We start from the raw sequence: 21,706 nt of genomic DNA on the forward strand, positions 1-21,706 counted from the left end.
TATTTAGGCCGAAACAGGTACTGTTACCACTTCATCCAGTTCGCTGTGCGTTTTCTTTCTGGATGACATGAACGAATACATGGCCGGAATTACATAAAGAGTTAGTGCCAGAGAAAATAGAATACCACCCACAATTACAATACCCAATGGAATCCGGCTGGTAGATGCAGCACCCAATGAAAGTGCCAGGGGTAAAGCACCCAAAGCCATAGCCAGACTGGTCATCAGGATGGGGCGTAAACGACTTACTGCTGCATCAATAACGGCAGGAGTTTTCGCTAAACCCTCTATGCGTTTATGGTTGGCAAATTCAACAATAAGGATTCCATTTTTGGTAACCAGACCGATTAACATAATCATTCCGATTTGGGAAAAGATATTAAGCGTCTGATCAAAAATCCACAGTGAAATCAAGGCACCTGCTATTGCCAATGGTACGGTTACCATAATTATGAAAGGATCGATAAAACTTTCAAACTGAGCTGCAAGGATCAGGAAAATCAGTCCAAGTGCCAGTAAAAATGCAAAGCTGGTATTACTGGAACTTTCCTGAAAATCTCTTGAAGAACCTGATAATGCCGTAGAGAAACTTTCATCCAGCATGCCATCTGCAATGCGTTCCATTTCTGCAACACCATCACCAATTGTTTTGCCTGGAGCCAGTCCGGCTGAAATGGTGGCAGATTTATACCGGTTAAAATGATAAATAGTAGGAGGGGTGGTTTCTTCCTCAAAACTTACAATATTATCCAATGAAATGCTTTGTCCGCTTGCACTTCGAACGTATACTGTTTTCAAATCGGTAGGTTCATCGCGGTCATTTCGGGCGAGTTGGCCAATCACCTGGTATTGTTTTCCATCTTTGGTGAAATAACCCAGACGTCGGTTACTCAGCGCCAATTGAAGGGTGGAGGAAACATCTTCTACTGAAACCCCAAGCTGACTGGCTTTCAGGCGGTCAACATTAAGGCGTAGTTCAGGTTTGTTGAATTTGAGATCCGCATCCACACTTTGAAGCACCTGACTTCGATTGGCTTCATCCAGGAATTTAGGCAAAACTTCGCGGATCTTTTCAAAATTTACATTTTGGATTACAAACTGAATGGGTTGTCCGCCTCTTCTGTTTTGCTGAATGGTTTGTTCCTGAATGGCGAATGCACGGCCTTCATTGAAGCGGGGAAGATTTCGGTTAACCATATCCACAATTTCCTGCTGACTCCTTACCCGTTCTGAAGGATCAACCATTGTCATTCGTAAGAAACCGGAGTTGGCAGAACCATTACCGGAAAATCCGGGTGATGTAACGGTAATCATTACCCGTTTTTCAGGAACAGAATCCAATACGAAATTTCCAATCCGGTCAATGTATTTGTCCATATAGTCGAAGGAAGTACCTTCCGGAGCCGTAATGGATAAACGGAACTGGCTGCGGTCTTCCATTGGAGCCAGTTCAGATTGCATATTGGTGCCGATAATATAAATCAGGACAAAACATGCAGCAATTATGAGAAACGCGATCCAGCGAACCCGCATAAATGCAGAGAGTGTGCGTTTATATAAATTTTCCATCCCTTCGAAAAAGGGTTCCGTTTTCCGGTAAAACCAGGATGGTTTTTGTGACTTTCGGGTAAGCTTCACGTTTAGTACCGGTGTCAGCGTAAGGGATACAAATGCAGATATCAATACCGCTCCTGCTACAACAATTCCGAATTCACGGAAGAGTCTGCCTACGAATCCTTCCAAAAATAAAATGGGAAGAAATACGACTGCAAGTGTTATGGACGTGGCGATAACGGCAAAATAGATTTCTTTGGATCCCTCTTTGGCTGCCTGCCATTTATCCATGCCCTTCTCCATCTTTTTAAAGATGTTTTCCGTTACAACTATACCATCATCAACCACAAGTCCTGTTGCCAATACAATAGCTAAAAGGGTCAATACATTGATGGTGAATCCGAATAGGTACATAATAAAGAATGCACCAATCAGTGATACCGGTATATCAATTAAGGGACGAATGGCGATGATCCAATCGCGGAAAAAGAAATAGATAATTAATACTACGAGCACAAATGCAATCAGGAGGGTTTCCTCTACTTCCAGAATGGATCGGGTAATAAACCTTGTCTGATCCAATGCGATATCCAGAGTTATGTCCTGCGGAACGTCTTGTTTGATCTGTTCAAATCGTTTGTAAAACTCTTCACTGATGGCAACATAATTGGAGCCGGGTTGCGGCACAAGCGCCAGTGCAATCATGGGGATGGTGCTTTCCTTCAGGATGGTTTCTTCATTTTCCGGACCCAAAACAGCTTCACCAATATCCTTGAGTTTGACATCGGCACCATTTACATTTTTAATAATGATATTATTGAATTCTTCTTCTGTATTTAGTAATCCAAAAGTACGAACGGATAATTCAGTTGCATTGCCGGAGATCTTTCCGGATGGAAGTTCGATATTCTGTGTTCTGAGGGCAGCCTGAACATCGGCAGGAGTGAGGCCATATGCGGAGAGTTTGGACGGATCAAACCAGATCCGCATGGCATAGCGTTTTTCTCCCCAAATCTGAATACCACTTACTCCGGGTATGGTTTGCAGGCGTTCCAGCAAATTATTAGTAGCATATTCCGTTACCTGTAACTGGTTTCGGGTATTACTCTGTACCGTCATGGAGATGATAACATCCGAACTGGCATCAGCTTTGGAAACAACCGGGGGAGAATCCAGGTCATCGGGAAGAGATCTTACAGCCTGCGATACCTTATCCCGCACATCGTTCGCAGCTGCTTCCAGATCAATGGAAAGATCAAATTCTACCGTGATATTGGAAGAACCCTGGCTGCTGCTGGAGGTAATGTTTTTAACTCCGGCAATTCCGTTCACTGCCTTTTCCAGAGGTTCGGTAATCTGTGATTCAATGATATCTGCGTTGGCACCGGCATAGGAGGTTCGAACGCTTACAATTGGCGGATCGATGGCAGGATAATCGCGAACGCCCAGAAATTTATAACCGATCAGTCCGAATACGATAATCACCACGTTTAATACGATCGCCAATACCGGCCGCCGTAAACTCAGTTCGGATATATTCATGGTGTATTAATTAAGTTTGGAAATGGCAATTTTTGCCTCGGGTTTTATGGATAATAATCCCGTCGTAACGATTGTATCACCAACATTTAATCCCGATGTAATCTGAACATTACTGCTATCCCTGACACCGGTAGTAACGGTTTCGAAAACAGCTGTTCCGTTGCGATAAACTATTACTTTTTTATACCTGGCCTGCGGAATTACAGCCTGTGTCGGAATCATCAGTGCCTGATTATCGGTACCGAAATCCAGTTGTACTTTTGCAAAAGCACCGGGTATGAGTTGTGGTGCTTTTCCTTGTACAACCGCACGGATCCGTAAGCTTCGGGTATCTTCCATTACAGCTTCTTCAGTTGCAATAACCCTTGCCGGAATTGTTTTATTCATCCCTTCTACGGTAAACTTTACCTGCGTTCCGGTTTTAATCCGGCTGCTGTATTTTTCCGGAACGGTAAATTCCAGTTTTAGTTCATTTTCCTGACGGATATTGGTAATCAGGGTGGCAGGTGTTACATAAGCACCCATGCTAATATTTCTTAGTCCGAGTCGCCCCGAGAAAGGAGCCCTGATTTCTGTTTTATCAATTGAGGTACGGATCAATTCAATATCAGCTTTAATATTATTCACCTGTAATACACTCAGGTCATATTCCTGTTTGCTGATACCGTCAATTTTTAAAAGCTCCGCCTGCCGACTGGCTGTTTGCTCATAAATATTCAGTTGTACCTGTAATTTTTTTAATTGAGCCTGAAGATCTTCATCGTAGAGTTTAACCAACAGGGTTCCTTTTCCTACCTGTTGACCTTCGCGGATATTCAATTGTGTAATTCTTCCAGAAACCTCCGGTCTTAATTCGGTTGCTTCGAATGGGACAATACTGCCGGGTACTTCCAGTTTTTCACTGACGCTGCTGGTTTTAAGTTCAAATGCCTCTACTTTAATTACCTGTGCCGGCCTTGCTGAAGTACCGGATTGGGGAGGGGCAATTTTTTTCTTATCATCTGATTTACATCCGCCAATCAGGCAGACAATGGATAGAACAGTAAGACAATATGTATTGGCTCGCATGAATGTGTTTGCTTGTTTAAGTATTGCTCAACGGTAAAATTAACAGATAAAACCTGCCTAATGTTTCGAGTCAGGGTAGAAGTCGCTGAATTGAAAGACTTTCCTGTTTTCTTTGGATGAGCGGTAAATAAAAGTTATGATCGGAAAAAACACATTCTAATTAGCACTCAACTCTTTACTTTAAGCGTTCTTTTTACCTGATGTGCTTTTCTTACCAGGTCGTGGCGATCTTTCCCCAGGATTGTAACATGCCCCATTTTTCTACCGGGTTTGGTTTGGTTTTTACCATAAAGGTGAACATAGACATCTTCCATAGCCAAAACTTCTTCGAGTCCTTCATAGCGGACATCTCCGGAAAATTCCGGTTCTCCGATCAGGTTTACAAGTGAGGAAGGCAGAATTGCAGCAGTTGATCCCAATGGGTAATCCAGCAAAATCCTCCAGAGCATATCGTATTGCGAAGAGGAATGTGCTTCAATGGTATGGTGGCCACTGTTATGTACCCTTGGTGCCGCTTCATTTACCAGTACTTCCCCCTCTTTATCGATGAATAGCTCAACGGCGAATAGTCCGGCAGACCCCAATGCTTTTACCAATTTGAGCGCAATAGCTTCTATTTTCCAAAGGGTTTTATCCTGCAGATCTGCCGGGGCAATCTGATAATCCAGGAGATTCAGTTGCGGATCAAATACCATTTCAACAGGTGGATAGATGGCCATATTTCCTTTAGAATCGATCCCGATCAATACGGCGATTTCTTTGTCAATGGCCACTTTTTTCTCCAATACACTTGGCGCATCAAAGCCCAGGTGCCATTCATCTTCACCATGGAGCAGTTGCACGCCTTTTCCATCATAACCGCCTTCACCCAGTTTTTGCGCGGCAGGTAAAAATGCGAAATGTTCTTTCAGTCCTTCTTTATCTGTTACAGTTACAAATTCGGCAGTTGGAATGCCATTTGCCTGATAGAATTCTTTTTGTACGATTTTGTTTTTTATGATTCGAAGCGCTGCCGGACTTGGTACCACTTTCACCCCTTCTTTTTCGAGTTGTTCCAGGGCATCCACATTAACCGCCTCAATTTCAATGGTAATTGCGTCCAGTTGTTTTCCAAATTGATATACATCCTCATAGGAACGGATATTGCCAATGATAAAATGATGGCAGAGATGGGCAGCCGGACAGGCGGGATCATTTTCCATCACCCAGGTTTCCACCGGGTAATTGGCCGCTTCCTGCAATAACATCCTTCCTAATTGCCCTCCTCCGAGTATTCCAATTTTTTTCATGGTGCAAAAATAATGATTCCACTGCCTGTTGGATTATCTTTGTGGCATGACCCCCGATTATCCCCATAAATTATTTCCGGATTTCAGGAAGCAGTACTGCCTGTTGATGGAGTTTTTGGCAATGGGTTCCTGTACGCTGACCTAAAATACTGGTATTGGCCAATTACGGCCCAATTTTTAATGGTTTAAATTTTTCTTCTGATGAGTCAGGTACTATCCAAACTCCAGCAGCATGCGGCTACAGATTTTCTGCCCCTGCTTGGAACCGATTATGTTGAATTTTATGTCGGAAATGCCAAACAGGCCGCACATTTCTATAAGACAGCATTTGGTTTTCAGAGCCTTGCTTATGCCGGTCCCGAAACCGGTGTGAAGGACCGGGCCAGTTATGCAGTACGTCAGAATAAACTGACTTTTGTATTTACAACAGCACTACGGGCCAATAATCCCATTGCGGATCATATTTACAAACACGGCGATGGGGTGAAAGTATTGGCATTACTGGTAGATGATGCGGAAAAGGCCTGGAATGAAACCACCCAACGGGGTGCAAGCTCCTGTATGGAGCCACAACGCCAAAAAGATGATTTCGGTGAAGTTGTACAAAGTGGAATCCATACGTATGGTGAAACAGTCCATCTTTTTATAGAACGTAAAAATTATAAAGGGGCATTTTTACCAGGATTTAAAATATGGGAATCAACTTATAATCCAGTTTCAACCGGATTACTGTACGTTGATCATTGTGTTGGAAATGTTGGCTGGAATCAGATGGGAAAATGGGTGCAGTTTTATGAAGAGGTAATGGGGTTTAAAAATATCCTCAGCTTTGATGATAAAGATATTTCTACCGAGTATTCTGCATTGATGAGTAAGGTGATGTCTAACGGAAATGGTTATGTTAAGTTTCCTATTAATGAACCTGCTGAAGGAAAGAAAAAAAGTCAGGTAGAAGAATACCTCGATTATTATGACGGAGAAGGATGTCAGCATGTGGCCCTTGCTACCAATAATATCATCGAAACGGTTACCGCATTGCAGAATCGGGGTGTGGAATTTCTGAAAGTTCCCGGTTCTTATTATGAAGATTTATTGGATCGGGTTGGAGTAATTGATGAAGATCTGGAACCGCTCAGGGACCTTGGAATATTGGTGGATCGGGACGAAGAAGGCTACCTGCTACAGATATTTACCAAACCGGTAGAGGACCGTCCGACCCTTTTTTTTGAAATAATTCAGCGAAAAGGCGCTAAAAGCTTCGGAAAGGGAAATTTCAAGGCATTGTTCGAAGCCATTGAAAGAGAGCAGGAAAAACGTGGTAATTTATAATAAACAGCCCGGGAACTGCGTTTCCGGGTATTTTAGGGCTTTCTTATCAATACTTTGTACTATTTTAGTGCAGTTCTGTCAGACTATGAAAAAAATCAGCATCACCCTATTTATACTTAGTTGGGTTTTTGTTGGTTATTCGCAAACGGCCTACCCAACCAGTTTTGCAGAGTACCAGCGGAATTTTCCCCGGCTAAATGATATCCTTCGAAAAAAAGAAGACAGTCTCCGTCGACAATTCAACGAAAGAGGGTTGAGCTGGCCGGCTAAGTATATCTACCTCCGTTCCTTCAAGTACGATAGTCAGTTGGAAGTTTGGGTCAAAAACGAAAAGAACGAAGCCTTTCAACTTTTCAAAACTTACAAGGTTTGTGCAATGGCAGGAACATTGGGGCCCAAACGCATGGAAGGAGATTACCAGGTTCCGGAAGGATTTTATTATATCAATGAATTTAATCCGCGTAGTGTCTACCATCTTTCACTGGGTTTGAATTATCCCAATGCATCGGATCGGTATTTGAGTGATGCTATTCAACCCGGTGGAGATATCTATATTCACGGCAGTTGTGTAACAACAGGCTGTATTCCCATTACAGATTCACAAATAGAAGAATTATATGTATTGGCAACTTATGCCAAGTCATCCGGACAGGATTTCATTCCGGTGCATATTTATCCGGTTCGGTTTAATGTCAAAAAAAGTGCGGATTACCTGGGGAAATATGTGCGTGATTTCGCTGACTATGCCCATCTGGCAAACAGCATGAAAGAAGTGTTTTATTATTTCGAAAAATATCGCAAACTGCCGGTGATTATGGTCAATAATCGCGGCAGTTATGTTTTGGATCAGGAAGTTCGTAATGCCTTGCCAAATGCGGAAAAGAAAACCTTACCTGCTCCTGTTGTGAAAAAGAAACGGAAGATGACAGATTTCGATGAATCTGAAATTCCAACAACCGTTCATAAATTACCCGAGTTTCCCGGAGGTGCAGATGCGTTCAAACATTATTTGCGGGATCTGAATAAAAAAATGGGAGCTTTTCTGAATGATGATCAGCACACGGCGTATATTTTGGTTGAATTTATTGTTACAACCAAAGGGAAAGTATTGAATCCACGTATTATCCGTGGTGGAAATGATTTGCTGAACGAGCATCTTCTGGATGCGCTTGAATTGATGCCTGACTGGCTTCCTGCCGTACGTGAAGGCAAATCTGTACCAATGAAGCTCAAACAAACAATCGTGGTAGAGAAAGTGGGAGCTGAGAAGTTGGAAGTGGGAAGATAAGAAGGTGAAAGGTGAGAGGTGAAAGGTGAAAGGAGAGAAGGGAGAGGTGAAAGGAGAGAAGGGAGAGGTGAAAGGAGAGAGATGAAAATAGTAAAAGGAAGTACCTTTAATATTGAAACTGAATGGCAACACCATTCGGTTGGATCATATTATTCCTGCGGTCGGTATTTTATTTTGATTCTTGTTTGTATTTTATTCCTGTTGGTATTTTAGTCTTGCTAGTCCTATTGGTATTTTAGTCCTAATGTTTTTTTTGCCGGTCTTTTCTTCGTTATTTCTTAAGTGTTTGGTAAGTGTTTCTTCGCTCTGGGTTCGGGCTAGTTATAATTGCATTCTCTTTCTTCACCTCTCATCTTTCCCCTCTCTCCTCTCCCCTTTCACCTCTCACCTTTCACCTTCTTATTAGTGCTTGCACTGTCTCTCTTGTTTCCTGTTTTAGAATCCATTCATTACCGGAGATGAGCTGATCCAGGAGTTCCGGAACGTAATGCCGGATAGTTAATAAGGATAGCCCTTTTTCAATTATAACTTCAAATATCTGGGAAGCTTCAAAAGCAAGCTGGTCCATCTTTTCGGGGTTTTCATCAAGTACGCAAGTGAAACTGATGGCACCATTCTGGGTCATATTGGGGCGGATGGAATGCAGTGCAAAAATCTGGTACAGATCGGCTATCGGTTTTTCTCCAACAAAAGAAAAGTCTTTTGACTTTAATTGCAGCAATACCTGATTTTGTTTCCAAACAATAATGGGTGGTAAATCCTTCACCGACTGATTATGAATCAGGGTTCCAGGTAAACTTATATCAAGAAAGCATTTTACATGTAGCGGGATACTTTTGTTTTGAAGTGGCTTAATGGTTTTGGGATGGATTACCTGAGCACCATAGTAGGCCATCTCGATCACTTCCGTATAATTAAGGGTTGAAATAAGTTGAGCATTTGGAAAAAATTTTGGATCTGCATTCATTACTCCTGCTACATCTTTCCATATCGTTTGTTTTTCCGCATCCAGCAGGTTGGCGAAAACAGCAGCACTATAATCGCTTCCTTCCCGGCCAAGTGTTGTACTTTCATTTTCATCGGTTGATCCGATAAAACCTTGCGTAATTACGATACCATTAGTTGCCAGTAAAGGTTTAACCAGATGAGTTACGCGGTTGGCAGTGAATTCCCAATCAATATTTGCATCCCTGAAATTATCATCGGTCCGGATTATATCACGAACATCCAGCCATTCATTTTTTATGCCCGATTCATTAAGAAATGCACTTACAATTGAAGTGGACAATAATTCACCAATGCAAACAATCTGGTCATAATAATAATCATAGGATTGCACCGGTTGATCATGTAAGAGCCATTCAACTTCTGTAAAAAAATTGGCCAGTCGTTCCTCGCAGCTTAAATAGTCTTTTTCGAGCAGCGTTTTAGCCGTTTGAAGATGATTTTGTTTGATCTGATCAAATAGGAGCAGCGCCTGGTCTTTTTCTTTTCTATAAAAACATTCTGCTACTTTTTCCAGAGCATTGGTTGTTTTTCCCATGGCAGAAATCACTACCAGTAAGGGTTGACCGGCATATTCCTTAAATATCGGAACCAGTGATTTGATACGATCCAAACTATTAACACTGGCACCACCAAATTTAAATACCTGCATGAAAAATCGAAATTTCACCAAAGATAGGCGGTTGTGTTTTCCTGACACGACAATTATAAAAGACAGGCATTTCCGGTTATTTTTGTCGAACTCAAAACGACTGCTACATGATTACTGTAAACCGCCAGGTGCTGACCCTGGATGAATTCACGATTCAGCAATTACGCAATTTTCCTAAAGCTACCGGACAGCTAAGTAACCTTTTAAGGGATATCGGACTGGCTGCCAAACGTATCAATGTGGAAGTAAACAAAGCCGGACTGGTAGATATTCTGGGGAACTACGGCAGTGTGAATGTTCAGGGTGAGGAAGTGAAAAAACTGGATGTATTCGCCAATAACCAGATGATGGGTGTTTTGCGGCATGGTATCAGTTGTGCCGGAATAGGAAGCGAGGAAATGGATGATGTTGTGGTATTTGATGATGAAGTAAGCAATCAATCCAAATACGTAGTATTATACGATCCGCTGGATGGAAGCAGCAATATCGATGTGAATGTTTCCATAGGGACTATTTTCTCCGTTTTCAGACGAGTGAGTGAAGTGGGCAAACCCTGTACTAAAGAAGATTTCATCCAAAAAGGAATTCACCAGGTAGCTGCGGGTTATATCATTTATGGAAGCAGTACCATGCTGGTATATGCTACCCGACGGGGTGTAAATGGTTTTACACTGGATCCCTCCATTGGTGAATTCTGCTTAAGTCACCCGGATATGAAATGTCCGGTTCATGGTCAGATTTATTCGGTTAATCACGGTAACTATTTTCAATATGATGAAGGTGTAAGAAAATATATTACCCTTTGCCAGCAGAAAAATGCAACCAATGGTGGGCCCTATACGCAACGATACATTGGAAGTATGGTAAGTGATGTACATCGCAATCTGATCAAAGGCGGAATTTTCATGTATCCCGGAACAAACGGTATGCCGGAAGGAAAACTGCGCCTGATGTATGAATGCAACCCATTCGCCTTTATTCTGGAAGTAGCAGGGGGACGGGCAACGGATGGAAAGCAGCGGATTCTGGATATTCAGCCCAAAACACTGCATGAACGATCTCCCTTTTTCACCGGAAGCAGTGGTATGATGGATGAGCTGGAAGCCAGTATGGCATGAAATTTTCAATAACTTTAGTCATGGTAATGGTGTTGACGCTAAATCAGTGAACTATGATGAAATCAGGGTTTTGGTTATTGATTATTATTGTGTTGATTCAGATTTCCTGTAAAACCGGACCATCTGGTAAATCCCGTACCGGTTCTGTTAGTTCAGCAACCAACCTTAGTGCAGGCTCTCTGGAACAATCCATCTTATTGGAAATAAATAACTACAGGAAAAAAAAGGGATTGGCACCACTAAGGGTAAATGCAGTAGTAGCTACTGAAGCCAGTTTGCACAGCCAGGCAATGGCCCGGAAACAGGTAGCTTTTGGGCATGGAGGCTATGGCGGAAGAGTTAAAAGAATCAGCTCCCGCCTGGAAGGTTTGGTAGGTTCAGCGGAAAATGTTGCGGTAGGAACCATGTCTGCAGCCGAGGTGGTTAAACGCTGGATCAATAGTCCGACTCACAGAAAAAATATCGAAGGCCCCTATAATTTAACCGGCATTGGCGTTTCAAAAGATGCCACTGGCCGCTTTTATTATACCCAGCTCTTTATCCGAAAATAAGTCCTTCAACTTCTAACTTCCCACTTCAAACTTCATACTTCCATGGTGGATCTTCGCTACCCAATAGGACAATTCCAGCCGCTGCCTTATTCCGAAAAACAATTTCAGGAATGGATAACAGATATCCGCTATTTACCGCAGCTATTGGAAAATGCCATTTTAAATCTGAATGACGATCAGCTGCAGGTACCTTACCGGGATGGTGGATGGACATCTCACCAGGTTGTTCACCATGTTGCAGACAGTCATATGAATGCGGTGATTCGATTCAAGCTTGCCTTAACAGAAGATCAGCCAACCATCAAACCCTATGATGAAGAAGCCTGGGCAAAATTACCTGATGTAGAAAACCTACCGGTTAATATTTCACTAACCTTATTACATGCATTGCACAGCCGTTGGTTTCAGGTAATTCAAGGATTGGATCAAGCAACCCTGATGAATTGCTCTGTCATCCATCCACAACATGGAACCGTGATGAGTTGCTGGCATTTGCTGGGTATGTATAGCTGGCATGGCAGGCACCATGTTGCACATATCACCCGGTTAAGGGATCGGATGGGATGGTAAGTCCAACGCATTGGTTGCAAATTGGGAAGCTGCCTTAATTGCTGTTTCTTTGTTCCATGAAATGGAAAACACTGGAATCAACCTATATAAGTGATCATATCTATTTTACTGCAAGAAGAGATCGTTGTGAGCGGGAAGACGGCACCATAATCGATCCTTATTTTGTTGTTGAAATGCCAACCTCCGCTACGGCATTGTCAATAACAGAGGATAATCGAATCCTACTGGTTAAGCAATACCGGCATCCGCTGGGGGATGTTATATTTGAATTTCCCGGCGGCTTTGTTGATCCGGGTGAAGATTTTGCAACCGGTATGCGCAGGGAATTACTGGAGGAAACCGGCTACCAGTTCAGTCAGGTGGAATGGGTGGGCAGAGTTGCTGCCAATCCGGGTGTGTTGAATAATTATACTGAACTCTTTCTTGCAACCGGCGGACGAAAAGTGCAGGAACAGCAACTCGATAAAAACGAGGAAATTGAAGTGCTGGAATTTACTATGGAGGAATTTCTGAATAAAGTTGCCAAACAGGAAATCGTGCAGGCATTGCACATCAGTTGCCTATTCTTTGCATTGTTGAAGACAGGCAAACTGACCTTTAACGGTTAACTTCAGCAATCACAAATACACTTCCGCATACCAGGATGAGGTCGTTTTTTGCAGCAGTAGTTCTGGCAGCAGCAATAGCACTATTTACTTCAGGATAAGCCGCACCAGTTAAACCAATTGCGGCAGCTTTACTTTTTAATTCCTCAACCGGTAATGCTCTTGGTATTTGTGCCTGTGTAAAATAATAGGATGCCTGAACCGGAAGCAGTGACAATACCGATGAAATATCTTTGTCTTTTACCATTCCGATAATCAGATGCAGGTGATGATAGGAGCCCAGCTCCAGCTGTTTCAGGATTGCCCGGATGCCATCCTCATTATGTGCAACATCCAGCACAATATCGGGTGATTGATGTATCAACTCCCAGCGGCCATGTAAACCGGTCAGCTGTTTAACCTGTGATAATGCATTGTTTACTTGTGTTGTTGAGATTTTCCAGCCAGCTTGCTGAAGCACTGACACAGCCTGTAGAACGGTGCGTATATTATGAAGCTGGTAGTAACCCGGTAAATCAAGTTCATACTGATGGGCATCCTGTGCGGGTTTATGTTTGACAGTAACGATCAACCGATTATCCTGCTGTACCCAGTCAACAATTTCCTGTTCTTCTTCCGCAAAGAAAACAGGCGCCTGGCAGGATGCTGCCGCAACTTCAAAAACCGGACGGGTTTCAGGCAGGGTTTCACCAATTACAACCGGCACTCCCTGTTTTATGATCCCTGCTTTTTCTGTAGCAATAGTTGGCAGCTCATTTCCAAGAATCTGCATATGATCCCAGCCGATATTGGTAATGACTGATAATTCAGGATGAATGATATTGGTACTATCCAGCCGGCCACCCAAACCGGTTTCAATAACTGCGATGTCTACCTGTTCTTCCGCAAACCATTGAAAAGCCATAGCTACCGTAATTTCAAAAAAGGAGGGCTCGATGGCATCCATAAGGGGAATATAATCGTGGGTGAGATCAATTACCCGCTGTTCCGGAATCATTTGCCCGTTGATCCGGATCCGTTCACGAAAGTCTTTCAGATGCGGTGATGTATATAAACCTGTTTTATAACCGGCTTTTTGCAATATGGCGGCCAGCATATGGCTGGTAGAGCCTTTTCCATTGGTGCCGGCAATATGAATGGATTTAAATTTAGTATGTGGATTACCGTTTGCATTTTCGAGGGCTATGATATTATGCAGGTCTTTTTTTAATGCACCTGCACCCTGTTTACTGAAAACAGGCAATCTGCTATATAGAAAATCAATGGTTTCCGTGTAATTCATCCATGCAAAGCTAGTGCTTCCAAAGCCGTAGAAGAAACATGGATCTTAATTTTTAAGACGGAAATTGAAGACGATTGTTCCCATCTGTTCTTCGCTGCCACTATTGAATTTTAATTGCATGGCTTTACGGGCAGCGATGGCTTTCAGGTTACTGTTGGAAGTAGTTGATCCCTTAGGCTGGTACACAGCCGAAATCACTTTTCCTGCGGGGTCAATGCGGATGTCCACCGCTACCTTGGCATTTTCATTAAAATCATCTTCAAACGAGGGTTGCTGTATGATCTTCCTGCCGGATAATCCTCTGGAAATGGAGACCCCGGATTTTCCTGTTCCTCCGTTGCCTTCATAATTGGTAGAATTGGGATTGCCACCCGGCTTGCCCTGATCACCCGAACCACCGGCAATACCCTGATTGCCGCCTTTTTGGTAAGAATCGGCTTCATTGCCGCCTTTTCCGGTTCCGGTTACTCCTTTAAAAACTGCCTTGGGTTTGGGAGGGGTAGGAGCTGGATTTTCAACTGGTTTGGCCGGCGTTTTTACTGCTTTGGGGGCTTCGTCTTTTTCAGGAATTTTGGTAGCATTCGGCTTGGGTTTGGCCGGCGTTTTAACTACCGGAGCTTCTTCATCCGTATCATCGGTTTCTATATCACGGGCATTGTCTGCAGCTGCTGCTGTAGCACGCGGTGGTGTATAAGTTACAGGTTGAGAAGGAGCGGGACTTTCCGGCGACATGGGCTGGTCTTCACCCAGGCCTTCATCACTATTTCCCAGATTCACTTCAATACCTTCATCCAATGGTGGAGGTGGAGGCACAGGCAGTGTCCAGCGGATAAAAAACAATACCACCAGTATCAATACGACTACGAGTGCAGTATATCCACCTGCCTTAATATTTTTCTGTACTTCAAATTCTGTTGCCATACTATCTTGGTTCGTGCCCTAAAGGTACGATACAATTTTACGCGATTTTATTGAGGCAGATTCTCTCAGCCTGTTAAAGTTTTGGGCGAAGGTTCGCCAGTATTAATCCAATCAGGATCAAACCACCACTGATCAGATGGATATAAGTAATTTTTTCACCGAGTAACCAAACTGCTTCCAGGCTGCTGAATAGGGGAATCAGATTGCCAAAAAGCGAGGTTCTGACAGCCCCAATTCGCTTAATTGACCCATTCCAGCATAGAAAGGCAATAACAGAAGCTCCAAGTCCAAGATAGAGAATGATGGCAGCAAGTGAAACTGTCCATTGTACAGGTGGCTGTGCACTTATTTCCCAAAACCAGAAAGGAATCAGACAGCTGGTACCAATCGAAAAGGCGAGAAATAAAAATACAACGGGTGGCAAAGAATCCGTTTTTTTTCGAACCAGCAGGGTGTAAATGGCAAAAGCAAGGGCACCGGCCAGGATCCATGCATCGCCTCTTCCAAAACGCAGTGCCAGCAGATTTTCCCAACTGCCTTTTGATAATAAATAAAAAATTCCGATCAGGCAGGTAATTAGTCCGGCTAAACGTAAAAATGAAATTTTTTCTTTCAGAAAAATACTTCCGAGAATTATAACCATAATGGGAGAACTGGTAGTTCCCACCAGCGCCAGATTGATAGCCGGAGAATATTTTCCAGCCACGTAAACCAGCGTATTAAAAAGACTGACACCGGTAATGCCAATTGCCAGATAATAACCAGGGCGGGCACGCAATGCCTGTACCAATGCTTTGCGCATGGACCAAACAAAAGGAAGAAGAATCAGGCTGGCGGTTAACCAACGGTAAAAAGCCAGACTCACCGGTGGAATACTGGCATGAACAGATCTGGCCACTATAAAATTACCACTCCAGATGAGGGTAGCTGTTACAGCCAATAAAATGCCTTTCCACAAATTGGAGGATGCCTTCTGTTTACCGGGTAACTCTGCTTCCATTAGTGTGCGAAATCAAGTTCGTATTTTCCTTTCATTCGCTCGATCGGAGGATTATAATAACCGAATTTCAGCGCCGGAAATTCTTCGCGGATCAATTCCATCAATTGTTTCACCCCCATGCATTCCCCGGTATCCGTTACGCCAATTTTACCGAGGTACCAATCGGGATCAATATTGAAATTTCTCCACTGGATCATACAGAGATCCGTTTCGCGGATCAGTTTTCGCAGGGCCTCATATTCAGCGATGCTATCCGTCATACCAGGGAAAACAAAATAATTGATAGAGGTCCAGCCGCCATAACTGCGCATTACTTTCAGGCTTTCCAAAATATCCTCAAACACATAATTATTCGGCCGGTAATAAGGCATATAAATTTCACTGCGGGCACTGTTGGTGGACACCCGCATACTGTTCAAACCTGCTTCGCACAAGGCTTTCACTGCATCCGGTTTGGATCCGTTGGTATTTATATTGATGCTGCCTTTTGGCGTGTGTTTGCGGATTTCGCGAATCGCGTCACGAAGCGTATCCCAAACCAACAAGGGTTCTCCTTCGCATCCCTGTCCAAAACTGATGATAGGGTAGGGGGCGGATTCCAGGTGCGGCACCGTGTATTCCACAATTTCTTCCGGACTTGGCCGAAAAGTAAGGCGATCCTGAGTTGAAACAATGGCTTCCTCATCGGGCTGTAGTGAAATGCAACCAACACAATTGGCATTACAGGCAGGAGAAGCTGGAACCGGACATTCCCATCGCCCCATGAAATAGTTGCGGGCAGCCGGACAATGATAGGTATTGCAACAATTATCGGCCAGGTGTTTAACCAACCGGTTATGAGGATAAGCCTGCACCAATTGGGAAAGTCCGGATTGAATGATTACATCGTCATAGCCCTTGCATTCCTGCCTGATATCCGCTTCGATCCGGACAGCCGGAACAACAAATTCATCGTTTATCCAGCCGGCCGCTGTATAACAAAAAAGCGGAAGAGTCGGAGCATCCGGAGAGGTTTCATAGGCAGCCAGGAATAAACCGGTATGGGCCGGTGGGATGAAAGCTGCCACAGCCCAGCCTTTTTCACAAAGCCGCATTTCACCGGTTTCAACATCTATACCAATACCTCTTCTGCCGGGTAATTCATAGAGATTACCGCCGTCAGGAAGCGTGATCCAGTCTTCGTCGGGAATCGGGTAAACATCCCAGCCGCTTCGGCCGGTGGCATAAAGAGTTTCGTCTTCAAAAATAGTTCCTTTACCATCTGAATAAAGGAGAAAAGGGGTAGTAGCCATCCGGCAAAGATAGAAAGATGCAGGGGATTTATTCTGCTTTGAGCTGCTTCCGGCAATACTCGTTGAATTCATCTTCTTCGCAATCATCCTCGTCGTCGTCGATGGTTTCGCGTTGGAATAAGCGATTATTGGTATAATCCATAGTTAGCAGATTATCCTTCAGGATGATATTGCTGAACTCCGACCAGTCGTATCTTTTACGGGGAAGTGAATTGAACACAATTTCGGTGTCAGCAAATCCGATTTCCAGGTCCTTTTTGGCCTGGTGTTCAAAAAGCCCCATAATCAGAAGTATAATACTCAGCCAGGGATAAAAGGGCATTGCGGCCCAAACCAACCCGGTAATCATCAAAATATAATTAAAACGGATCCGCCATTTTTTATTCATCAGTTGGTAGAGATTCCAGGCGGTGAGTCCGATTACCACAAGGCCACCCAATAGTAATATCAGGGGTCGTTCAGGGATCATTAGATAACCGTACAAAAACAGCAGGGAAGATACACTGCATACCAGGATACTGAATCGATCAATGGTAGCCCGGTGCTGATTTTTTAATGTAACAACATACTGGTAAATCATTGCGGCGAATATAGTACTTAGAGGTTTGCGGCAGTAAGAATATTGCAAAGTTTGTAGAGGACACGGGCGCCTACATTGGCATCCCAGTTATTATCACCAACGCCCACTTCATTCAGATCAAAACCGATTATTTTTCGGCCACTTTCCACCAGTTTTTTGAATAGATAGAAAATCTGTTCTGCTTCGAAACCTCCGAATACCGGAGTGCCTGTATTCGGACAGTTTTTTGGATCCAGTCCGTCTATATCAAAACTGATATAAACATGATCCGGTAAACTGGCAACAATATCATCTGCAATATTCCGCCAGCTATCGCCTTCGTATAAACGATGTTTGATATCCTTGTCAAAAAACGTACTGATTTTTCCTTTGCTTTCGCGGATATAATCCACTTCCTCATCACAATAGTCGCGCACGCCCACCTGCACCAGCCGATTCATTTGAGGAATTTCTTCCAGCACATTATACATGATGCTGGCATGGGAATAATTGAAGCCTTCGTATCCTTTGCGGAGATCACAATGGGCATCTATCTGAAGGATGCCGAATTTTGGATACCGTTCGCTGAGTGCTTTGATATACCCAAATGGGGTACTGTGATCGCCTCCTAAAACTCCCACCAGTTTCCCTTTTTCCAGCAATTCTTTGGTTTGAGCAAAAACCCAGTTATTCAAAAAATTGCTGCCTTCATTGATTTCGCGCAGGGAGCGACACATGAAGTTATTTTTCTCCACTTCATCACCATTGGAGATATAATCGATGTATAATTCAGCCTCTTTCCGGAGATAATCACTTTTTAACAAAATTTTTTTATCTACATCGCGCATGAAAAAACCCTGTCTCCAGCAGTCGTGGTAGTCGGCATCAAAGAGGTCTACCTGCAGGCTGGCTTTTGAAATATTATCGGCAGCGCGGGCAGTACCGGCACTATAGCTGACAGTCACTTCCCAGGGAACAGGCACTATGACCAGTCGGGCATTCAGCTCATCTGTCGGTAAACCGAACAGATTATTATTGGGGTTGCCAAGGCTATTGGCATCGTGTTGCGAAAGGTCCATAATGAATGTTTAAAACGGCCGCAAGTTAGTGCAGTCAAGCATAGATGCAAAATTAAAACCATAAGTTGTATCCCGTAAAGAAATGGTTGGGCAATGCCAAATTGGACTAACTTTGCGGCGTTAGACTTGCGAGTATGAAAAAGACACATATTATCATCCTGATTTTCATTGCAGTAGCAATTGCTGTCCTTATTAGTTTTATGGGCGACCTCACCACTTATGATACGGTAGCATCTGCCCGTCAAAAGGAGGGGAAATTTGTACACCTGATAGCCAAACTGGACAAAAATCAGCCGGTGGAGTACGATCCGATTAAGAATCCCAATTACATGCGCTTTGTGGCAATTGATACACTGGGCCATTCAACTCCGGTAATTTATCATAATGCCAAGCCCACCGATTTTGAGAAAAGTGAGCGGCTTGTATTAAAAGGAAGCATGAAAGCCGGAACTTTTGAATGCGATGAAATGTTAATGAAGTGTCCGTCCAAATACAAGGACGATGTGGAAGCAAATAAGAATAACCTGAGTTCTAATTAATGCGGTTCTCTCATGAAGTATATTGGTGAACATCTATTGCCTGGGCAACTGGGCCATTTTTTTATTTTACTGGCCCTGGTATCTTCTCTGGTAGCAATGATTGCCTTTTTTAAGGCCACCAATGCAGCAGACCCTGCAGATGAAAGAAGCTGGAAAAAGCTGGGTCGTATTTCTTTTGGATTGAATGCAATTTCCATACTCACCGTGTTTGGACTATTGGTCTACATTCTTGCCAGTCACAAATTTGAATATTATTATGCCTGGAACCATAGCAGCCGCGATATGAACCCCGAATACCTGCTGGCGGCTTTGTGGGAGGGCCAGGAGGGGAGCTTTTTGCTTTGGTCCTTCTGGTATGTGGTAATCGGCCTTTATTTTATTTTCAAACGTACTAAATGGGAGGCCCCGGTAATGACCGTGCTTGCGTTGGCGCAGATCTGTCTGGCTACCATGGTTCTCGGCATCTATTTTGGTGATACCATGATTGGTAGTAATCCCTTTCTGCTGGTGCGGGAGAAATTTGCCGATGCACCGGTCTTTTCAAGACCAGATTACCTGAGTTTACCGCAGATGCAGGATGGGCAGGGATTAAATCAACTACTCCAGAATTATTGGATGGTGATTCACCCCCCGGTGTTGTTTTTGGGATTTGCAGCCACTCTTATACCCTTTGCCTATGCGATTGCAGGATTATGGAAGAAGGATTTTGCCGGCTGGACAAGAGAATCGCTACCTTATTCGCTATTTTCTGCAGGTATCCTTGGACTGGGCATCATGATGGGAGCTGCATGGGCCTATGAATCGCTAACTTTTGGTGGTTACTGGGCATGGGATCCGGTAGAAAATGCCTCCCTGGTTCCCTGGCTGATACTGGTTGCTGGTTTGCATACACAGGTGATATTTAATGCCACCGGACATTCCTTAAGAGCAACTTACCTGTTTTATCTGTTGGGGTTCATCATGATTGTATTTTCAACATTTCTGACCCGCAGTGGTGTATTGGGAGATAGTTCCGTGCATTCTTTTACGGATCTAGGAATGAATACACAGTTATTATTATTCCTGTTGATCTTTACCATTCCATCCTTAGCCTTATTTGGTCTCCGGTTTAAATCGATTCCGCATATTGCGAAAGAAGAAGAAACATCTTCCCGTGAATTCTGGATGTTTATCGGTTCATTGGTATTGTTTTTAAGTGCTGCTGTAATCACCTGGCAAAATTCGTTCAATCCGATTTATAATAAAATAACCGGACAAAATACGGCCGCACCGGAGGATATTGAATTTTCCTATAACAAGATTCAAATTTTTGTTGCCATCGTAATTGCTATTTTAACCTCCATTGCGCAATACCTGAAGTATAAAAAAACAGCAGGCGGATGGGTTAAAAAAATTGCCATTCCTACTTTGATTGCCGCGCTTATCTGTGTGGTTTATTTTCTGGTAAGCGGATTGGATTATGACAAAAAAGGGATAGGATTTCAAATAGCACTTTATCTGGCTTTTGTTGCCAGTGTGTATTCTCTGGTAGCTAATGCTTCTTTTATATGGATTGGACTAAATGGGAAACTGAAGGCAGCGGGCGGTTCTATAACACATGTTGGATTTGCACTTAGTCTGGTGGGGATTCTTATTTCTGCTTCCAACCGCTCCGTATTAAGTTTCAATACCACCGGAATCAATCTGAAGTGGGATGAGCGCTCCAAAGAGAAGCCATTGGAAAATCTGACTCTTATTAAAGGAGTTCCCACCGATATGGGAAAATATATGGCCACTTTTGTTAATGCAGACAGCACCAACAAGAATGGCAATATCAGTTATTACAGGATTGATATGATGCGGAAGGATAGTCTGGAGAATTTCTCACTGTATCCCAACCTGATCCGCAATACCAAGGGCATGGAAGGGTTTTCCAATAATCCGGATTCCAGGCATTACTGGAACCGGGATATCTTCAGTTATATCACCTATGCTGCAGATATGGATAACCGTGATGATACCGCACAATTCAAAAAATATACGGTAAATGTGAAGGATACCGTTTATTATTCCAATGGTTTTTTTACGCTCAACTCCGTAGTGCCCAATCCGAATAATAAAAAGTATCAGTTTTTACCAACTGATACGGCTTTGATGGCAGATATCACTGTTTTTTCAAAAGAGGGAACCCGTTACACTGCACAGCCGGTCTTTTATGTAAAAGGAAATGAAGCCCGTTTTATGGTGGATACGGTGTTTGCTCAGAATATCGCCATCGCCTTCAGTCGCGTTCTGGAAAATCAGAAGATTGAATTGCAAGTGAAGGAAAGTAACCGAATGGTTCCCTTTGTAGCCTTAAAAGTGTATGAATTTCCCCATATCAACCTTTTATGGTTGGGTATTATCATTATGACCGTTGGTTTTGGCGTATCAATGGTCTATCGCAGCAAACAGGGCCGCTTAAAAGCAGTAAACAAAATTTAG

At 43.3% G+C, this 21,706-nt stretch carries 18 protein-coding genes; 8 read left to right on the forward strand and 10 right to left on the reverse strand.

Features of this window, described 5'->3' with window-relative positions; genetic code table 11:
- Positions 1–3 precede the first annotated feature (3 nt).
- The 3 genes from B2746_RS11225 to B2746_RS11235 form a co-directional block, all read right to left on the reverse strand.
- Positions 4–3,096 carry an efflux RND transporter permease subunit gene (locus B2746_RS11225; protein WP_290793627.1) on the reverse strand — a complete coding sequence of 1,031 codons (3,093 nt, stop codon included), beginning with the start codon at positions 3,094–3,096 and terminating at the stop codon, positions 4–6.
- 6 nt (positions 3,097–3,102) lie between these two features.
- The gene (locus B2746_RS11230) at positions 3,103–4,164 is read right to left on the reverse strand and encodes an efflux RND transporter periplasmic adaptor subunit (RefSeq protein WP_290793630.1); all 1,062 of its coding nucleotides are present in this window, start codon (positions 4,162–4,164) and stop codon (positions 3,103–3,105) included.
- A gap of 167 nt (positions 4,165–4,331) precedes the next feature.
- Complete coding sequence (locus B2746_RS11235) at positions 4,332–5,453, reverse strand: 5-(carboxyamino)imidazole ribonucleotide synthase (protein ID WP_290793633.1); 1,122 nt, start codon at positions 5,451–5,453, stop codon at positions 4,332–4,334.
- Positions 5,454–5,654: 201 nt separating this feature from the next.
- On the opposite strand from B2746_RS11235, the gene hppD reads away from it, so the two are divergent.
- Both hppD and B2746_RS11245 read left to right on the forward strand, forming a co-directional pair.
- Positions 5,655–6,782: a 4-hydroxyphenylpyruvate dioxygenase gene (hppD, locus tag B2746_RS11240; protein WP_290793636.1), complete on the forward strand. Its 1,128-nt coding sequence runs from the start codon at positions 5,655–5,657 to the stop codon at positions 6,780–6,782.
- An 85-nt stretch (positions 6,783–6,867) separates the two neighbouring features.
- On the forward strand, positions 6,868–8,070 hold the full coding sequence (locus B2746_RS11245; RefSeq protein ID WP_290793638.1) for a L,D-transpeptidase family protein: 1,203 nt from the start codon (positions 6,868–6,870) through the stop codon (positions 8,068–8,070).
- A gap of 391 nt (positions 8,071–8,461) precedes the next feature.
- Here the strand turns inward: B2746_RS11245 and B2746_RS11250 are convergent, their stop codons facing one another.
- Positions 8,462–9,727: an aspartate kinase gene (locus B2746_RS11250; protein ID WP_290793641.1), complete on the reverse strand. Its 1,266-nt coding sequence runs from the start codon at positions 9,725–9,727 to the stop codon at positions 8,462–8,464.
- Positions 9,728–9,834: 107 nt separating this feature from the next.
- Here B2746_RS11250 and fbp point away from each other — a divergent pair, with 107 nt between their 5' ends.
- The 4 genes from fbp to B2746_RS11270 are packed head-to-tail and all read left to right on the forward strand — an operon-like array spanning position 9,835 to position 12,574.
- Positions 9,835–10,845 (forward strand): class 1 fructose-bisphosphatase, encoded by a 1,011-nt coding sequence (gene fbp / locus B2746_RS11255; RefSeq protein WP_290793643.1) that lies wholly within the window; start codon positions 9,835–9,837, stop codon positions 10,843–10,845.
- A gap of 53 nt (positions 10,846–10,898) precedes the next feature.
- The gene (locus B2746_RS11260; protein WP_290793646.1) at positions 10,899–11,396 is read left to right on the forward strand and encodes a CAP domain-containing protein; all 498 of its coding nucleotides are present in this window, start codon (positions 10,899–10,901) and stop codon (positions 11,394–11,396) included.
- A gap of 42 nt (positions 11,397–11,438) precedes the next feature.
- Positions 11,439–11,966 carry a YfiT family bacillithiol transferase gene (locus tag B2746_RS11265; protein ID WP_290793649.1) on the forward strand — a complete coding sequence of 176 codons (528 nt, stop codon included), beginning with the start codon at positions 11,439–11,441 and terminating at the stop codon, positions 11,964–11,966.
- Between the two features lie 56 nt (positions 11,967–12,022).
- Entirely contained in the window at positions 12,023–12,574 is a 552-nt protein-coding gene (locus tag B2746_RS11270; RefSeq protein WP_290793652.1) for an NUDIX hydrolase, read from the forward strand.
- Here B2746_RS11270 and B2746_RS11275 read toward each other — a convergent pair.
- The 6 genes from B2746_RS11275 to B2746_RS11300 form a co-directional block, all read right to left on the reverse strand.
- Entirely contained in the window at positions 12,564–13,853 is a 1,290-nt protein-coding gene (locus B2746_RS11275) for a bifunctional folylpolyglutamate synthase/dihydrofolate synthase (RefSeq protein WP_290793655.1), read from the reverse strand. The genes B2746_RS11270 and B2746_RS11275 overlap by 11 nt on opposite strands.
- 45 nt (positions 13,854–13,898) lie before the next feature.
- Positions 13,899–14,774: a hypothetical protein gene (locus B2746_RS11280; protein WP_290793658.1), complete on the reverse strand. Its 876-nt coding sequence runs from the start codon at positions 14,772–14,774 to the stop codon at positions 13,899–13,901.
- Between the two features lie 73 nt (positions 14,775–14,847).
- Positions 14,848–15,774, reverse strand: coding sequence for a DMT family transporter (locus tag B2746_RS11285; RefSeq protein ID WP_290793661.1), 927 nt, complete (start codon positions 15,772–15,774; stop codon positions 14,848–14,850).
- The gene (locus B2746_RS11290) at positions 15,774–17,138 is read right to left on the reverse strand and encodes a radical SAM protein (protein WP_290793664.1); all 1,365 of its coding nucleotides are present in this window, start codon (positions 17,136–17,138) and stop codon (positions 15,774–15,776) included. The genes B2746_RS11285 and B2746_RS11290 overlap by 1 nt, the downstream gene beginning before the upstream one ends.
- Positions 17,095–17,646: a hypothetical protein gene (locus tag B2746_RS11295; protein WP_290793667.1), complete on the reverse strand. Its 552-nt coding sequence runs from the start codon at positions 17,644–17,646 to the stop codon at positions 17,095–17,097. The genes B2746_RS11290 and B2746_RS11295 overlap by 44 nt, the downstream gene beginning before the upstream one ends.
- A gap of 17 nt (positions 17,647–17,663) precedes the next feature.
- On the reverse strand, positions 17,664–18,704 hold the full coding sequence (locus B2746_RS11300) for an agmatinase family protein (protein ID WP_290793670.1): 1,041 nt from the start codon (positions 18,702–18,704) through the stop codon (positions 17,664–17,666).
- A 134-nt stretch (positions 18,705–18,838) separates the two neighbouring features.
- On the opposite strand from B2746_RS11300, the gene B2746_RS11305 reads away from it, so the two are divergent.
- Positions 18,839–19,243: a cytochrome c maturation protein CcmE gene (locus B2746_RS11305; RefSeq protein ID WP_290793673.1), complete on the forward strand. Its 405-nt coding sequence runs from the start codon at positions 18,839–18,841 to the stop codon at positions 19,241–19,243.
- A 12-nt stretch (positions 19,244–19,255) separates the two neighbouring features.
- Positions 19,256–21,706, forward strand: coding sequence for a cytochrome c biogenesis protein CcsA (gene ccsA / locus B2746_RS11310; RefSeq protein ID WP_290793676.1), 2,451 nt, complete (start codon positions 19,256–19,258; stop codon positions 21,704–21,706).

The sequence above is a fragment of the Flavihumibacter sp. UBA7668 genome, from assembly GCF_002483205.1.
Lineage (GTDB): Bacteria > Bacteroidota > Bacteroidia > Chitinophagales > Chitinophagaceae > Flavihumibacter.

What these genes read in the sequence shown, in the direction of transcription:
- B2746_RS11290 (WP_290793664.1), bottom strand. Translation starts at nt 17,138, where the DNA reads ATGAATTCAACGAGTATTGCCGGAAGCAGCTCAAAGCAGAATAAATCC.
- B2746_RS11235 (WP_290793633.1), bottom strand. Translation starts at nt 5,453, where the DNA reads ATGAAAAAAATTGGAATACTCGGAGGAGGGCAATTAGGAAGGATGTTA.
- B2746_RS11260 (WP_290793646.1), top strand. Translation starts at nt 10,899, where the DNA reads ATGATGAAATCAGGGTTTTGGTTATTGATTATTATTGTGTTGATTCAG.
- B2746_RS11225 (WP_290793627.1), bottom strand. Translation starts at nt 3,096, where the DNA reads ATGAATATATCCGAACTGAGTTTACGGCGGCCGGTATTGGCGATCGTA.
- B2746_RS11295 (WP_290793667.1), bottom strand. Translation starts at nt 17,646, where the DNA reads ATGATTTACCAGTATGTTGTTACATTAAAAAATCAGCACCGGGCTACC.
- B2746_RS11275 (WP_290793655.1), bottom strand. Translation starts at nt 13,853, where the DNA reads ATGAATTACACGGAAACCATTGATTTTCTATATAGCAGATTGCCTGTT.
- ccsA (WP_290793676.1), top strand. Translation starts at nt 19,256, where the DNA reads ATGAAGTATATTGGTGAACATCTATTGCCTGGGCAACTGGGCCATTTT.
- B2746_RS11285 (WP_290793661.1), bottom strand. Translation starts at nt 15,774, where the DNA reads ATGGAAGCAGAGTTACCCGGTAAACAGAAGGCATCCTCCAATTTGTGG.
- B2746_RS11265 (WP_290793649.1), top strand. Translation starts at nt 11,439, where the DNA reads ATGGTGGATCTTCGCTACCCAATAGGACAATTCCAGCCGCTGCCTTAT.
- B2746_RS11270 (WP_290793652.1), top strand. Translation starts at nt 12,023, where the DNA reads ATGAAATGGAAAACACTGGAATCAACCTATATAAGTGATCATATCTAT.
- B2746_RS11230 (WP_290793630.1), bottom strand. Translation starts at nt 4,164, where the DNA reads ATGCGAGCCAATACATATTGTCTTACTGTTCTATCCATTGTCTGCCTG.
- B2746_RS11300 (WP_290793670.1), bottom strand. Translation starts at nt 18,704, where the DNA reads ATGGACCTTTCGCAACACGATGCCAATAGCCTTGGCAACCCCAATAAT.
- fbp (WP_290793643.1), top strand. Translation starts at nt 9,835, where the DNA reads ATGATTACTGTAAACCGCCAGGTGCTGACCCTGGATGAATTCACGATT.
- B2746_RS11280 (WP_290793658.1), bottom strand. Translation starts at nt 14,774, where the DNA reads ATGGCAACAGAATTTGAAGTACAGAAAAATATTAAGGCAGGTGGATAT.
- B2746_RS11250 (WP_290793641.1), bottom strand. Translation starts at nt 9,727, where the DNA reads ATGCAGGTATTTAAATTTGGTGGTGCCAGTGTTAATAGTTTGGATCGT.
- B2746_RS11245 (WP_290793638.1), top strand. Translation starts at nt 6,868, where the DNA reads ATGAAAAAAATCAGCATCACCCTATTTATACTTAGTTGGGTTTTTGTT.
- B2746_RS11305 (WP_290793673.1), top strand. Translation starts at nt 18,839, where the DNA reads ATGAAAAAGACACATATTATCATCCTGATTTTCATTGCAGTAGCAATT.
- hppD (WP_290793636.1), top strand. Translation starts at nt 5,655, where the DNA reads ATGAGTCAGGTACTATCCAAACTCCAGCAGCATGCGGCTACAGATTTT.